Annotated in this window: 15 protein-coding genes; 6 read left to right on the top strand and 9 right to left on the bottom strand. The window is 62.1% G+C overall.

Going from position 1 to position 12494, the window contains the following annotated elements; translation table 11 throughout:
- The first annotated feature begins 42 nt into the window (after positions 1 to 42).
- The gene (pilT, locus tag LLJ08_RS01460) at positions 43 to 1077 is read left to right on the top strand and encodes a type IV pilus twitching motility protein PilT (RefSeq protein WP_003303153.1); all 1035 of its coding nucleotides are present in this window, start codon (positions 43 to 45) and stop codon (positions 1075 to 1077) included.
- A gap of 60 nt (positions 1078 to 1137) precedes the next feature.
- The gene (locus LLJ08_RS01465) at positions 1138 to 2283 is read left to right on the top strand and encodes a PilT/PilU family type 4a pilus ATPase (RefSeq protein ID WP_014818747.1); all 1146 of its coding nucleotides are present in this window, start codon (positions 1138 to 1140) and stop codon (positions 2281 to 2283) included.
- Here LLJ08_RS01465 and LLJ08_RS01470 read toward each other — a convergent pair.
- Entirely contained in the window at positions 2280 to 3116 is an 837-nt protein-coding gene (locus LLJ08_RS01470) for a TIGR03915 family putative DNA repair protein (RefSeq protein ID WP_228208028.1), read from the bottom strand. The two genes, LLJ08_RS01465 and LLJ08_RS01470, sit on opposite strands and share 4 nt — an antisense overlap.
- Positions 3116 to 4327 (bottom strand): putative DNA modification/repair radical SAM protein, encoded by a 1212-nt coding sequence (locus LLJ08_RS01475; protein WP_042927256.1) that lies wholly within the window; start codon positions 4325 to 4327, stop codon positions 3116 to 3118. Before LLJ08_RS01475 ends, LLJ08_RS01470 begins: the two co-directional genes overlap by 1 nt.
- A 133-nt stretch (positions 4328 to 4460) precedes the next feature.
- Here LLJ08_RS01475 and LLJ08_RS01480 point away from each other — a divergent pair, with 133 nt between their 5' ends.
- Positions 4461 to 4856 carry an NINE protein gene (locus LLJ08_RS01480; protein ID WP_003282737.1) on the top strand — a complete coding sequence of 132 codons (396 nt, stop codon included), beginning with the start codon at positions 4461 to 4463 and terminating at the stop codon, positions 4854 to 4856.
- Positions 4857 to 4933: 77 nt separating this feature from the next.
- Here LLJ08_RS01480 and LLJ08_RS01485 read toward each other — a convergent pair whose 3' ends face one another.
- The 7 genes from LLJ08_RS01485 to gshB all read right to left on the bottom strand — a co-directional run bounded on the left by LLJ08_RS01485 (position 4934) and on the right by gshB (position 10799).
- Positions 4934 to 6208, bottom strand: a complete 1275-nt coding sequence (locus LLJ08_RS01485) for a dihydroorotase (protein WP_023446074.1) — start codon at positions 6206 to 6208, stop codon at positions 4934 to 4936.
- Positions 6208 to 7224, bottom strand: a complete 1017-nt coding sequence (locus LLJ08_RS01490) for an aspartate carbamoyltransferase catalytic subunit (RefSeq protein WP_042927198.1) — start codon at positions 7222 to 7224, stop codon at positions 6208 to 6210. The genes LLJ08_RS01485 and LLJ08_RS01490 overlap by 1 nt, the downstream gene beginning before the upstream one ends.
- Before the next feature lie 47 nt (positions 7225 to 7271).
- Positions 7272 to 7784: a bifunctional pyr operon transcriptional regulator/uracil phosphoribosyltransferase PyrR gene (gene pyrR / locus LLJ08_RS01495; RefSeq protein WP_023446072.1), complete on the bottom strand. Its 513-nt coding sequence runs from the start codon at positions 7782 to 7784 to the stop codon at positions 7272 to 7274.
- A 22-nt stretch (positions 7785 to 7806) separates the two neighbouring features.
- A complete protein-coding gene (gene ruvX, locus LLJ08_RS01500) occupies positions 7807 to 8235 on the bottom strand; it encodes a Holliday junction resolvase RuvX (RefSeq protein WP_003297208.1) in 429 nt (142 codons plus the stop codon).
- Positions 8232 to 8801: a YqgE/AlgH family protein gene (locus tag LLJ08_RS01505; RefSeq protein WP_044315557.1), complete on the bottom strand. Its 570-nt coding sequence runs from the start codon at positions 8799 to 8801 to the stop codon at positions 8232 to 8234. Before LLJ08_RS01505 ends, ruvX begins: the two co-directional genes overlap by 4 nt.
- Positions 8802 to 8867: 66 nt before the next feature.
- Positions 8868 to 9761, bottom strand: a complete 894-nt coding sequence (locus tag LLJ08_RS01510; protein WP_031298040.1) for an energy transducer TonB — start codon at positions 9759 to 9761, stop codon at positions 8868 to 8870.
- 87 nt (positions 9762 to 9848) lie between these two features.
- Positions 9849 to 10799, bottom strand: coding sequence for a glutathione synthase (gene gshB, locus LLJ08_RS01515; protein ID WP_023446069.1), 951 nt, complete (start codon positions 10797 to 10799; stop codon positions 9849 to 9851).
- A 236-nt stretch (positions 10800 to 11035) separates the two neighbouring features.
- On the opposite strand from gshB, the gene pilG reads away from it, so the two are divergent.
- From pilG to LLJ08_RS01530, 3 genes are read left to right on the top strand one after another with little or no spacing between them, the layout of a single operon-like run.
- On the top strand, positions 11036 to 11443 hold the full coding sequence (pilG, locus tag LLJ08_RS01520) for a twitching motility response regulator PilG (RefSeq protein ID WP_003282729.1): 408 nt from the start codon (positions 11036 to 11038) through the stop codon (positions 11441 to 11443).
- Positions 11444 to 11486: 43 nt separating this feature from the next.
- Positions 11487 to 11852, top strand: a complete 366-nt coding sequence (pilH, locus tag LLJ08_RS01525; protein ID WP_003303135.1) for a twitching motility response regulator PilH — start codon at positions 11487 to 11489, stop codon at positions 11850 to 11852.
- Between the two features lie 41 nt (positions 11853 to 11893).
- The gene (locus LLJ08_RS01530; RefSeq protein ID WP_023446068.1) at positions 11894 to 12430 is read left to right on the top strand and encodes a chemotaxis protein CheW; all 537 of its coding nucleotides are present in this window, start codon (positions 11894 to 11896) and stop codon (positions 12428 to 12430) included.
- Positions 12431 to 12494 lie beyond the last annotated feature (64 nt).

A 12494-nucleotide genomic window follows, 5' to 3' on the forward strand; every position in this document is an offset into this window, starting at 1 on the left:
CTGCGCGGCATTCTACCTGCTTGCTTGTAATTGGGGAGTCCCATGGATATCACAGAACTGCTGGCCTTCAGCGCCAAGCAGGGTGCGTCGGATTTGCACCTTTCCGCCGGCCTGCCGCCGATGATCCGCGTCGATGGCGACGTGCGGCGAATCAACCTGCCGGCCATGGACCACAAGCAGGTGCATGCGCTGATCTACGACATCATGAACGACAAGCAGCGCAAGGATTTCGAGGAATTCCTGGAAACCGACTTCTCGTTCGAAGTGCCGGGCGTGGCGCGTTTTCGCGTCAACGCGTTCAACCAGAATCGCGGTTCCGGCGCGGTGTTCCGGACCATTCCTTCCAAGGTGCTGACCATGGAAGACCTGGGGATGGGCGAGGTTTTCCGCAAGATCACCGATGTGCCGCGCGGGCTGGTGCTGGTCACCGGACCGACCGGCTCGGGCAAGTCGACCACCCTGGCGGCGATGCTTGATTACCTGAACAACACCAAGTACCACCACATCCTTACCATCGAGGACCCCATCGAATTCGTTCACGAATCGAAGAAGTGCCTGGTCAACCAGCGCGAGGTCCATCGTGACACCCTGGGCTTCTCCGAGGCACTGCGTTCGGCACTGCGTGAAGACCCGGACATCATTCTCGTCGGCGAAATGCGCGACCTGGAAACCATCCGCCTGGCGCTGACCGCTGCGGAAACCGGTCACCTGGTGTTCGGCACCCTGCACACCACCTCCGCCGCCAAGACCATCGACCGCGTGGTCGACGTGTTCCCGGCCGAAGAAAAGTCCATGGTCCGTTCGATGCTCTCCGAATCGCTGCAGGCGGTGATCTCGCAGACCCTGCTGAAGAAGGTTGGCGGCGGCCGTGTCGCGGCCCACGAGATCATGATCGGTACGCCGGCGATCCGTAACCTGATTCGCGAGGACAAGGTGGCGCAGATGTATTCCTCGATCCAGACCGGCGGCTCGCTGGGCATGCAGACCCTCGACTCGTGCCTCAAGGGGCTGCTCGCCAAAGGGCTGATCTCGCGAGACAGCGCCAAGGAAAAGGCCAAGCAGCCAGAGAACTTCTAAACGCCTGACAACTACCGGGCGCCGCCTCATGCGGCGCTTGCCACGATTGCGAGTACGACGATGGAATTCGAGAAACTTCTGCGCCTGATGGTGGAAAAGGGCGGCTCCGATCTGTTCATCACGGCAGGCGTGCCGCCTTCGATGAAGGTCAACGGCAAGATCATGCCGGTCAGCAAGACGGCGATGTCGCCGGAAATGACCCGCGAGACCGTGCACGGCGTTATGAACGAGCAGCAGCGCCGCGAGTTCACCGAGAACCATGAGTGCAACTTCGCCATCAGCGCCCGCGGTATCGGCCGTTTCCGGGTCAGTGCGTTCTACCAGCGCAATCTCGCCGGCATGGTGCTGCGGCGTATCGAAACCAACATTCCGACCATCGAAGAACTCAAGCTGCCGGACGTCCTCAAGAAGCTGTCGATGACCAAGCGCGGGCTGGTGCTGTTCGTCGGAGCCACCGGTACCGGCAAGTCGACCTCATTGGCTTCGATGATCGGCTACCGCAACAAGAATTCCAGCGGGCACATCATCTCCATCGAAGACCCGATCGAATTCATCCACCAGCATCAGAACTGCATCGTTACTCAGCGCGAGGTCGGTATCGACACCAGCTCGTTCGAAGTGGCGCTGAAGAACACCCTGCGCCAGGCGCCGGACGTAATCCTCATCGGCGAGATCCGTACCCGTGAAACCATGGACTATGCCGTGGCCTTCGCCGAAACTGGTCACCTCTGCCTGGCGACCCTGCACGCCAACAACGCCAACCAGGCGCTGGACCGCATCATCAACTTCTTCCCGCCCGACCGTCACAACCAGGTGTGGATGGATCTGTCGCTCAACCTCAAGGCCATCGTCGCCCAGCAGCTGGTGCCGACGCCTGACGGCAAGGGACGGCGTGCGGTGATCGAGGTGCTGATCAATACGCCGCTGGCGGCTGACCTGATCCGCAAGGGCGAGGTGCATGAGCTCAAGTCGCTGATGAAACGCTCCACCGAGCTGGGCATGCAGACCTTCGATCAGGCGCTGTACAACCTCTACGTGCAGGGTGAAATCACCTACGAAGATGCGTTGCTGCACGCCGATTCGGCCAACGATTTGCGTCTGCTGATCAAGCTGGGATCGGAAACCGATGGCGAGCATCTGACCAGCGTGTCTCAAGGCCTGAGCCTTGAGGTCAGTGACGACGATCCAGGCCGCAGCTTCCGCTAGTCGGCCTGTTTTGCATCCCGGCCGATGCGCTTTCCGCTTCTCGCGGCGACGCGCTCGGCCTGGCCGTCACGCTGCGCACCGGCTCGCGCGCGGCTCATCAGCTGCGGGATCAACATGCCTTCGGGCAGATTCTTCCAGAAGCGCACAGGCAGGTTGCTCTCCAGTACGCCGCGGTTCAGCCGGGCCGGGTTGAACGTGCTTTCGTAATACGCCTTCCATAGCTCGTCGCCGGGGTCCGCTGCGTTCTGCGCCAGCTGCCGCCACGGTGGCGGGCAGGGGCGGGTGTAGTACATGTCTTGGCCATCCCAGCAAACCCCTTCTTCCGGCGTCGCGATCAGCCAGCTATTGCCGCCCATCCGTTCGGCGAAGTGTCCCGCCGCCCAGGGCAGTATGTCGTGCGCAGGCTCGAACCAGGCGACGTGCCGCGGTCCATCACTGCTCTGCAGTGGGCTGAAGCGAAGAAAGGCATGCAGATGATGGGCCTCACGACGGACTGCCTTGATGCGCCCATGCAGTTCGCTGCCATCGATGTCGCCGACCATTCGCGCACTCGAATTGCCCTGGGTGACCCGCCAGAGCACGCGATACAGCAGGCTCCAGCGCTGCTCGGTGCGATAGCGCGCGGCCATTTCGAGTTCGTCCAGCAGTTGTCGGGGGACGCGAATGCGCGGTCCGCCTTCCGTTGAAGGTGCCGGCGAGGGATCGTCGAATAGCCCTGTCGATTCATCGTCGCTGGCCCAGTTCAGCTCATGTGGTGCGACGCAGCTCTGCAGCAGCGCGCGAGCCCGAACTCGCCACTCCTGGAAGCTTCCATCGAAACGCACCGTGACCATTACCAGAGCGCCAGTTGTGCGGGCGTGTCGCGCAGATGCTGGCGCAGCATGGCCGACTCCTGTCCTGCCAGGCTTGGCCGGTAATCCTGAGTGATGACGAAGGGTTTGGCTTTCTCGAGCGAGCAGCGCAGATGGGTCAGATCCTCGAAGCGGATGCGCTTCTGTCGGCGCAGATCCACCAGGCGTTTCGCGCTGAGCATGCCGATTCCGGGAATGCGGGCGATCATCGTCGGTTCGGCGCGGTTGAGGTCCACCGGAAACTGGTCGCGGTGCGCCAGCGCCCAGGCCAGCTTCGGATCGATATCCAGCGCGAGGTTGCCTGGCCCGCTGAGCAGTTCGTCGGCCTTGAAGCCGTAGCCACGCATGAGGAAGTCGGCCTGATACAGGCGATGCTCGCGCATCAGCGGTGGTGCCGCGAAAGGCACGGTGTTGGGGCTGTGCGGAATCGGGCTGAAGGCCGAGTAGTAGACCCGGCGCAGTCGATAGCTGCCGTATAACGATTGGGCGGTGTGCAATATGGTGCTGTCGTCGGTGTTGTCGGCGCCAATGATCATCTGCGTGCTCTGCCCGGCGGGTGCGAAGCGCGGCGCCCGCCGCTCGGCGCTGGCCTCGGTTTCGCCCTGGTGGATGGTGTGCATGGCCTGTTTGATGGTCACCACCTGCTTTTCCGGTGCCAGGCGGATCAGGCTGGTTTCGGTCGGCAGTTCGATGTTCACGCTGAGCCGGTCGGCATAGCGGCCGGCTTCGGCGATCAGCAGCGGGTCGGCGTCGGGAATGGTCTTGAGGTGGATGTAGCCGCGAAACTCGTGCTCCTCACGCAGCAGCCTGGCGACCCGCACCAGCTGTTCCATGGTGTAGTCCGCCGAGCGGATGATGCCGGAGCTGAGGAACAGGCCGCTGATGCAGTTGCGTCGGTAGAAGTCGAGCGTCAGGCTGACCACTTCTTCCGGCGTGAAGCGCGCCCGCGGCACATCGCTGGAGCGACGATTGACGCAGTACTGGCAGTCGTACAGGCAGAAGTTGGTCAGCAGGATCTTCAGCAGCGCCACGCAGCGCCCATCCGGCGTGAAGCTGTGGCAGATGCCCATGCCATTGGTGGCGCCGAGTCCGCTCTTGCCCTTCGAACTGCGCTTCGGCGCGCCGCTGCTGGCGCAGGACACATCGTACTTGGCCGCGTCGGCGAGCACGCTGAGTTTGTCGATCAGTTGCATGGTGGTGACCGTGATACTGTTTGTATATACAGTATCACGGTTGCGCATGGCGACAAGGCCCGTCTGGCGGGGCGGTTCAGGCGCATTATCGGATAAGCTGGACGCCACTCATCAATCGCACATCGAGGTTCGGATGCAGCAGAACACCCATAGCACGCTGATCGGCTATCTCCTGTGGATATTCGGTTTTCTCGGCTCCCACCGCTTTTACTACGGCAAGCCCATCACCGGCACCATCTGGTTCTTTACCCTCGGCCTGTTCTTTGTCGGCTGGATCATCGACCTGTTTCTGATCCCATCGATGGATCGTGAAGCGGACATGCGCTTCCAGCCGGGGCCCATCGACTACACGGTCGGCTGGATACTGCTGACCTTTCTCGGCGTATTCGGTGTACACCGCATGTATCAGGGTAAGTGGATCACAGGAATCCTTTACCTGTTCACCGGTGGCTTGTTCTTTATCGGTGTGCTTTACGACTTCTGGACGCTGAACTCGCAGATATCCGAGCGCAATCTGGCGCGGAGCTGAACGAGTAGGGCAGGAAACACTTTAGAAATCTGGCAGGCATGGACGGGTTGATGTCCAGCCTGCGCAGATCTTTCGCATCAGCCTTCGAAGCTGATGTGGCCGTCGACGATGGTGTAGCGCACCGCGCCCGGCAGGCAGTGGCCCATGAACGGGCAGTTACGACCTTTGGAATACCAGCGCTCGCCGACCAGGGTCGAACTGTGTTGATCGAACAGCACCAGGTCCGCAGGTTGGCCGGCTTGCAGGGTGCTGGTCGGCAGGCGTAGTGCTGCAGCGGGCCCGCTGGTCAGGCGCGCCAGCAGGGTTGGCAGGTCGAGCAAGCCGTCATCCACCAATGTCAGCGCCAGTGGCAGCAGAATTTCGGCACTGCTGATGCCCGGTTCGGTTTCGCCGAACGGGGCCAGTTTGGCATCGGCCTCGTGTGGCTGGTGATGACTGGAAATCGCCGAGATGACGCCCGCCTTCACCGCCTCACGCAGGCCATCGCGATCCGCTGCGCTGCGCAGTGGCGGTTGCACGTGATACAGGCTGGAGAAACCGTGCAGCGCTTCATCGGTGAGGATCAGCTGATACATGGCCACGTCGGCCGTCACCGGCAGGCCGCGAGCCTGTGCCTGGGCAATCATTTCCGCGCCACGGGCGCTGGTCAGTTGGGCGAAATGCGCGCGAACGCCGGAGCGCTCGACTAGCAGCAGATTGCGCGCCAGTGCCACGGTTTCGGCGGTCTCCGGAATCCCCGACAGGCCGAGGAAGCTGGCGGCGGCTCCTTCGTGAGCAAGCCCGCCTTCGGCCAGATCGCGGTCCTGGGAGTGGAAGATCACCGTCAGATCGAAGGTGGCGGCGTATTCCAGCGCACGGCGCAGGTTGCGATTGCTGGCAAATTCGGTAAGCCCGTTGCCGAACGCGACACACCCGGCTTCACGCAGCGCGACCAGCTCGGAAAGCTGCTCGCCGGCCAGGTTGCGCGTCAGCGCGCCGATGGGGAACACCTTGGCATGGCCCGACTCACGGGCGCGATCGAGGATCAGTTCGGTCACTGCCGCGGTATCCAGCACCGGTCGCGTTTGCGGCGGGCAGCACAGGCTGGTGATGCCGCCAGCGGCGGCGGCCAGGGTCTCGCTGGCAATGCTGCCTTTGCGGCTGTAGCCGGGCTCGCGCAGGGCTACCGCAAGATCGACCAGGCCGGGTGCGGCGGTCAGACCCTGTGCGTCGATTGTCTGTTGTGCTTCGAAGCCGGCTGGCGCCTGGCCTATGGCGGCGATCTTGTTGTGCTGCAAGTAGATATCGGCGATTTCGTTGCGCCCGCTGACGGGGTCGATCACGTGTGCGCCGAGGATTCGGGTTGCCACCATCACTGCTGCTCCTCGGATACGGATTCAGAATCGATCTGGCGCTGGGCCGCCTGGCCGCTCATCGCCATGGACAGCACGGCCATGCGAATGGCGATGCCATAGGTGACCTGATTGAGGATCACCGATTGCGGGCCGTCGGCCACCGCCGACTCGATCTCCACGCCGCGGTTGATCGGGCCCGGGTGCATGACGATGGCGTCGGGCTTGGCCAGTGCGAGACGCTGGGTGTTCAGACCGTAGAGTTTGTAGAACTCCCCTTCGCTGGGAAGCAGGCCGCCCTGCATGCGCTCGCGCTGCAGGCGCAGCATGATCACCACGTCGACATCGCGCAGCCCCTCGTTCATGTCGTTGAACACGCGCACACCGTACTGCTCGATGCCCTCGGGCAGCAGGGTTTTCGGTGCGATCACGCGGATGTCCGGGCAGCCCAGTGTCTTCAGCGCCAGCATGTTCGAGCGCGCTACCCGCGAATGCAGAATGTCACCAACGATGGCGACCGAGAGGTTCTCGAAGCTGCCTTTGTGGCGGCGGATGGTAAGCATGTCGAGCATGCCCTGGGTCGGGTGCGCATGGCGCCCGTCGCCGCCATTGATCACCGCGACCTCCGGGCTGACGTGCTCGGCGATGAAATGGGCGGCACCGGAGTCGGCGTGGCGCACCACGAACATGTCCGCGGCCATGGCTTCCAGGTTGCGCAGCGTGTCGGTCAGGGTCTCGCCCTTGCTCGTGGAGGAGGTCGAGACGTTCAGCGTGATGACGTCTGCCGACAACCGCTGCGCCGCCAGTTCGAAGGTCGTGCGGGTGCGTGTGGAGTTCTCGAAGAACACGTTGCAGACGGTTTTGCCGCGCAGCAGTGGAACCTTCTTCACCGCCCGGGCGCCGACTTCGAGGAATGAATCGGCAGTGTCCAGGATCTCGGTGAGCAACTCGCGCGGCAAGCCGTCGAGGGAGAGAAAATGGCGCAGCTGGCCTTGGTCGTTCAGCTGTAGCGGGCGCTTGGCGTCGGTGGGCGTCATCGCAGTATCTCGGTTGGCGGGGCTGTGGGGCGGACTTGCCGGCTCGCTCAGGAGCCGCTGGTTTCCATCTGTTGTTCGAGGGCCAATGGCTCCGGTCCGATCAGCTTGATGCGCTGCTCGGGCGCCAGCGACAGGGTGGCGCCGACCACGTCAGGGCGAATCGGCAGCTCACGCGCGTTCAGGTCGAGCAGGCAGACCAGCGTTACGCTGGCAGGACGACCGTAGTCGAACAGTTCATTGAGCGCGGCGCGGATGGTGCGGCCGGTCATCAGCACGTCATCGATCAGCACCAGGTGCTGGCCTTCGATCTCGAAAGGCAGTTCCGACGGCTGCACCTGCGGGTGCAGGCCCTTCTGGGTGAAGTCGTCGCGATAGAAGGATACGTCGAGAATGCCGAGCGGTTCGTTCTGCGCGCGGGCTGCGAGCAGCGCCTGGGCCACCCAGACGCCGCCGGTACGGATACCGATGAAGCGCGGCTCCTGGATGTCGCGATCAATCAGGTGTTGCTTCAGTGTGGCGACCATCTCGGGCAGCAGCTGTTCGGGATTGGGCAGAATCATGGGGTCTCCTTACAGGTCTGGATCAGGCGGCAGGGTGATCGCTCAGCCAGCCTTCCAGTAATAGGGCTGCGGCCAGGGCATCCACCGGGCGATCGCGATAGCCGCCGTGCTGGCCCTGGCGCAGACGCTCGCCTTTGGCTTCGAACGTGGTCAGGCGTTCGTCGTGAGTGTGCACCGGCAGGTTGAAGCGACCGTTGAGTCGGCGGGCGAACTTTTCCGCCCGGGCACTCATGTCGCTGGGCGTGCCGTCCATGTTCAGCGGCAGGCCGACGACCAGCGCATCGGGCTGCCATTCGCGCATCAGCGCTTCGATCTGTTGCCAGTCCGGCACGCCGTTCTGCGCCTTGAGTACGCAGAGTTCACGTGCTTGCCCAGTAATGACCTGGCCGACAGCGACGCCGATCTGCTTGGTGCCGTAGTCGAAGCCGAGCAGCAGTCGCGGCGCACTCATGCGTGGCCGACCTGGGTGCTGAGCAGGCGCAGGTCGACGCCGAGTGATGCTGCCGCGGCGTTCAGGCGTTGGTCATAAGGTAGGTCGAACAGGATCTCGGTATCCGCGGGGCAGCTGAGCCAGGCATTATCGGCCAGTTCGGCTTCCAGCTGTCCCGCTTCCCAGCCGGCATAACCGAGGGCCACGAAGTGCCGGGCAGGCCCCTGGCCGTCCGCAATGGCGAACAGGACGTCCTGCGATGTGGACATGCCCAGCGGGCCGAGGGAGAGGGTGGCCTGGAATTGCTGGTCGGGCGAATGCAGAACGAAGCCGCGATCGGTTTGCACTGGGCCGCCGGAGAATATCGGCAGGCTCTGGCAGAGTGGGGGGATCGGCTCGTCCGGGCGCAGCTGCTCCAGCACATCAGCCAGGCTCAGCCCGCTCGGGCGATTGACGATCAGGCCCATGGCGCCTTCTGCGCCGTGTTCGATCAGGTAGATCAGCGTCTGGGCAAAGTTCGGATCGGCCATCTGCGGCATGGCGATCAGGAAGTGATGCTTGAGGTAGCTGGGCGCGGTGCTTTTCATGCGCGTTAGCTTAAGCGTTGCACCGCGTTCCGGCTACAGGTGCGACGGTTCGCCAGGCTGCCGATTTCAGCGACTCGAAAGCCTGTCGCCGCGCTCGAAACGCCAGGTGCGGATGATCTCCACCTGGTCGAACTTCTGTGCCAGTTCGCCGGTGAAGGGCGCAAAAGGCGCTGCCAGTCGCACGATGCGCAGCGCGGCATCGTCCAGCACCGGCTTGCCGGATGACTCGATCACGCGCAGCTCCTGGATGGTGCCGTCGCGGTTGATGGTCACCAGCATGCGCAGGCTGCCGTAGATCTGCTGGCGGCGGGCCTCGTCGGGATAGTTGAGGTTGCCGATGCGCTCGACCTTCTTGCGCCATTCGTCGCGATACCAGGCACTGATGTCGCGCATGGTGGCGGCGCTGTTCTGTCGGCTGACCCTGGGGCGCTTGGCATAGCGCTCGACCTCTTGTGCCAGCTCGGCTTCGAGGCTGGCGATCTCCGCGCTCAATTGTGAGCTGTCGAATGCCGGCGCTGCTTGCGGCTCGGGCTGCGGTGGCGTCTGTTGCTTGACGTCGGCCTTTTCGCGCTGTGGGCTGCGAGTGGTGACGACGGTCTTCGCCGGTTCCGGCCGGGTGCTGCGAGGCGGTGCTGCTGGTGGGGTCACCTTGCGTACCTCGGTATCCTGGAACTGCGCTTGCTCGGTGGTTTTCGGCGTGGCCTTGTGCTCCAGCGTGCCGCTGCCCTGCTGATTGTCTTGGGCGAGGAAGTCCGCTTCCTTGGGCTTCTCTTCGCTTTTGAAGGTCGATAGGGTGATTTCCAGCGTCTTGCTGATCTGCTTCGGCTCGGAGAGGGTAAAGCCAAGCCCGAGAATCAAGGCCAGATGCAATGCGGTAGCCAGAAAAAGCGTGAAGCCGAGCCTGTCCGCCGGGCGGACTCGGGTAGTTTCAGGCACGGGGTGGCGGATAGCGGCGTTCATCGCAGGTCGGGTCGGCTCGAAGTGCCGCGCAGTCTGCCGGCTTTGAGCTTGGAGTCGCAAGCTCCAAGCTCAAAGCTGTTAGCTGGTTCAACCTTGCAGCTTCGCCGCGATCGCGTCCATGAGCCGTTCGCCGATGCGGGTATCAAAGGCATTGTCGATTTCGCGGATGCAGGTCGGGCTGGTGATGTTGATTTCGGTAAGGTAGTCGCCGATCACATCCAGGCCGACAAACAGCAAGCCGCGCTTGCGTAGTTCCGGGCCGACGATCGCTGCAATCTCGCGGTCGCGATCCGACAGCGGCTGTGCCACGCCGCGACCACCCGCGGCCAGATTGCCGCGCGTCTCGCCAGCGGCGGGGATTCGCGCCAGGCAATAGGGGATCGGCTCGCCATCGATCATCAGGATGCGCTTGTCGCCGTCCTTGATCGCGGGAATGTATCGCTGCGCCATGATTTGGCGGCTGCCATGCTCGGTCAGAACCTCGAGAATAACCGACAGATTCGGGTCGCCCTCGCGATGACGAAAGATCGATGCACCGCCCATCTCGTCGAGGGGTTTGAGAATGATGTCACGGTGCTCGCGGGCGAACTCGCGGAGAATGTCCGCGCGCCGACTGACCAGTGTCGGTGGGGTGCATTGTGGAAACTGGGTGGCGAAGAACTTCTCGTTGCAGTCGCGCAGGCTCTGCGGTCGATTGACCACCAGCGTTCCGGCCTTTTCCGCCAGTTCCAGCAGATAGGTTGCGTAGACATACTCGCTGTTGAAAGGCGGGTCCTTGCGCATGAGGATCACGTCCAGATCAGTCAGGGCCGCATCGACCTCCCCATCCTTCTCGAACCAATGTTGTGGGTCGTTGAATACCCGCAGCGGGCACATGCGCGCCCGGGCCTGATTGCCGAGCTGATATAGATCGCGCTGCTCCATGTAGAACAGTGTCCAGCCTCGCGCCTGGGCAGCCAGCAGCATGGCCAGCGAGCTGTCCTTCTTGAAGGCGATCTGCGCGATAGGGTCCATGATGATCCCGACGCGAACGGTCATGGGGTGTTCTCCGGCAATGGGCGGCGAAGCGCCGCCAGTGGCTCAAAATGTCGCTGCAGATTGGCTGTGGTTGTGCACTGGGTCAAGGAAAATCCGGATGCTTTTCCGGTTGATAGCGTGTGCATGAGGAGTGTGCTAAAAAGGTCCGGCGATTGGGTGCAGCCCATCGGTGGCAGGGCCTCCGGCGCACTGACATAACGATAAACTACGACTCACCGAGGCGATGGTAGGGCGAAATGGAACAGCACTCCGAGGGCTTGAAGGTCATGGTGATCGACGATTCGAAAACGATTCGTCGCACTGCTGAAACCCTGCTGAAGAAAGTAGGTTGCGATGTCATCACCGCTGTGGACGGTTTCGATGCGCTCGCCAAGATTGCGGATACTCATCCCCGCATCATCTTTGTCGATATTATGATGCCCAGGCTGGACGGTTATCAGACCTGTGCGTTGATCAAGAACAACAGTTCCTTCAAGTCGACGCCGGTGATCATGCTGTCTTCCAAAGATGGCCTGTTCGACAAGGCCAAAGGGCGTATTGTCGGATCCGATCAATACCTTACCAAGCCGTTCAGCAAAGAAGAGCTGCTCGGTGCGATCAAGGCGCATGTCCCTGATTTCGCACCGGTGGAGCAAGCATCCTGAAGTTCGGCATTGTTTGCCGCTGAAGCCTTCCTATGGAGAAATCATGGCTCGCGTTCTGATTGTTGATGATTCGCCGACCGAAATGTACAAGCTCACCGCCATGCTTGAGAAGAATGGCCATGTGGTGCTTAAAGCAGAGAATGGCGCTGACGGCGTCGCTCTGGCTCGTCAGGAAAAGCCGGATGCCGTGTTGATGGATATTGTCATGCCCGGGCTGAATGGTTTTCAGGCTACGCGCCAACTGACCAAAGATTCTGAAACCAGTCACATTCCGGTGATCATCGTCACCACCAAGGATCAGGAAACCGATAAGGTCTGGGGCAAACGTCAAGGCGCCAAGGATTACCTGACCAAGCCGGTGGACGAAGCCACATTGCTGAAGACCCTGAATGCCGTTCTGGCGGGCTGACGCCGCGGTAGCCAACACTCGGACAAAGGGACGTGGCCAGCATGCCTGACATGCAAACGCCGTTTCAGCAGTTGCTGGAGCTAGATAAACGTTGCCGCACGTACGCGGCAGGCCTGCCTTCTCAGCAGGAAGCCGTGCAAACCTGGGGAGGGATCGGCTTTCGGATGGGGGGGCGCTTGTTCGTCGCTCCAATGGGGGAGGTTGGCGAAATCCTGCATGAGCCGCGCTATACGTTGCTTCCCGGCGTCAAGAGTTGGGTAAAGGGCGTGGCGAACGTGCGCGGCAGATTGTTGCCTGTGATGGACCTTTGTGGGTATTTCGGGCTTGAGCTTTCGGCACTGCGTAAGCAGCGCAGGGTGCTGGTGGTGGATCACCAGGAAGTGTTCGCCGGACTGACTGTCGATGAAGTCTTCGGCATGCAGCATTTCGCGGTGGAAACCTTCTCGGAGGAGTTGCCTCCGATCGAGGCATCAATTCAGCCATTCATTCATGGTGTGTTCCAGCGCGAGCAGCCCTGGCTGGTCTTCAGCCCGCACGCGTTGGCTACGCATCAGGCGTTTCTGGACGTCGCGTTTTAGTTGTAGGTGGGTCGACCAAGGTCGGCCTTTTGGTTCTTGGATGGAAACGACGGGGGTCCAGGCG

Origin of the sequence: Stutzerimonas chloritidismutans, assembly GCF_020783375.1 — a bacterium.
Lineage (GTDB): Bacteria > Pseudomonadota > Gammaproteobacteria > Pseudomonadales > Pseudomonadaceae > Stutzerimonas > Stutzerimonas kunmingensis.

What these genes read in the sequence shown, in the direction of transcription:
- pilT (WP_003303153.1), top strand. Translation starts at nt 43, where the DNA reads ATGGATATCACAGAACTGCTGGCCTTCAGCGCCAAGCAGGGTGCGTCG.
- LLJ08_RS01465 (WP_014818747.1), top strand. Translation starts at nt 1,138, where the DNA reads ATGGAATTCGAGAAACTTCTGCGCCTGATGGTGGAAAAGGGCGGCTCC.
- LLJ08_RS01470 (WP_228208028.1), bottom strand. Translation starts at nt 3,116, where the DNA reads ATGGTCACGGTGCGTTTCGATGGAAGCTTCCAGGAGTGGCGAGTTCGG.
- LLJ08_RS01475 (WP_042927256.1), bottom strand. Translation starts at nt 4,327, where the DNA reads ATGCAACTGATCGACAAACTCAGCGTGCTCGCCGACGCGGCCAAGTAC.
- LLJ08_RS01480 (WP_003282737.1), top strand. Translation starts at nt 4,461, where the DNA reads ATGCAGCAGAACACCCATAGCACGCTGATCGGCTATCTCCTGTGGATA.
- LLJ08_RS01485 (WP_023446074.1), bottom strand. Translation starts at nt 6,208, where the DNA reads ATGGTGGCAACCCGAATCCTCGGCGCACACGTGATCGACCCCGTCAGC.
- LLJ08_RS01490 (WP_042927198.1), bottom strand. Translation starts at nt 7,224, where the DNA reads ATGACGCCCACCGACGCCAAGCGCCCGCTACAGCTGAACGACCAAGGC.
- pyrR (WP_023446072.1), bottom strand. Translation starts at nt 7,784, where the DNA reads ATGATTCTGCCCAATCCCGAACAGCTGCTGCCCGAGATGGTCGCCACA.
- ruvX (WP_003297208.1), bottom strand. Translation starts at nt 8,235, where the DNA reads ATGAGTGCGCCGCGACTGCTGCTCGGCTTCGACTACGGCACCAAGCAG.
- LLJ08_RS01505 (WP_044315557.1), bottom strand. Translation starts at nt 8,801, where the DNA reads ATGAAAAGCACCGCGCCCAGCTACCTCAAGCATCACTTCCTGATCGCC.
- LLJ08_RS01510 (WP_031298040.1), bottom strand. Translation starts at nt 9,761, where the DNA reads ATGAACGCCGCTATCCGCCACCCCGTGCCTGAAACTACCCGAGTCCGC.
- gshB (WP_023446069.1), bottom strand. Translation starts at nt 10,799, where the DNA reads ATGACCGTTCGCGTCGGGATCATCATGGACCCTATCGCGCAGATCGCC.
- pilG (WP_003282729.1), top strand. Translation starts at nt 11,036, where the DNA reads ATGGAACAGCACTCCGAGGGCTTGAAGGTCATGGTGATCGACGATTCG.
- pilH (WP_003303135.1), top strand. Translation starts at nt 11,487, where the DNA reads ATGGCTCGCGTTCTGATTGTTGATGATTCGCCGACCGAAATGTACAAG.
- LLJ08_RS01530 (WP_023446068.1), top strand. Translation starts at nt 11,894, where the DNA reads ATGCCTGACATGCAAACGCCGTTTCAGCAGTTGCTGGAGCTAGATAAA.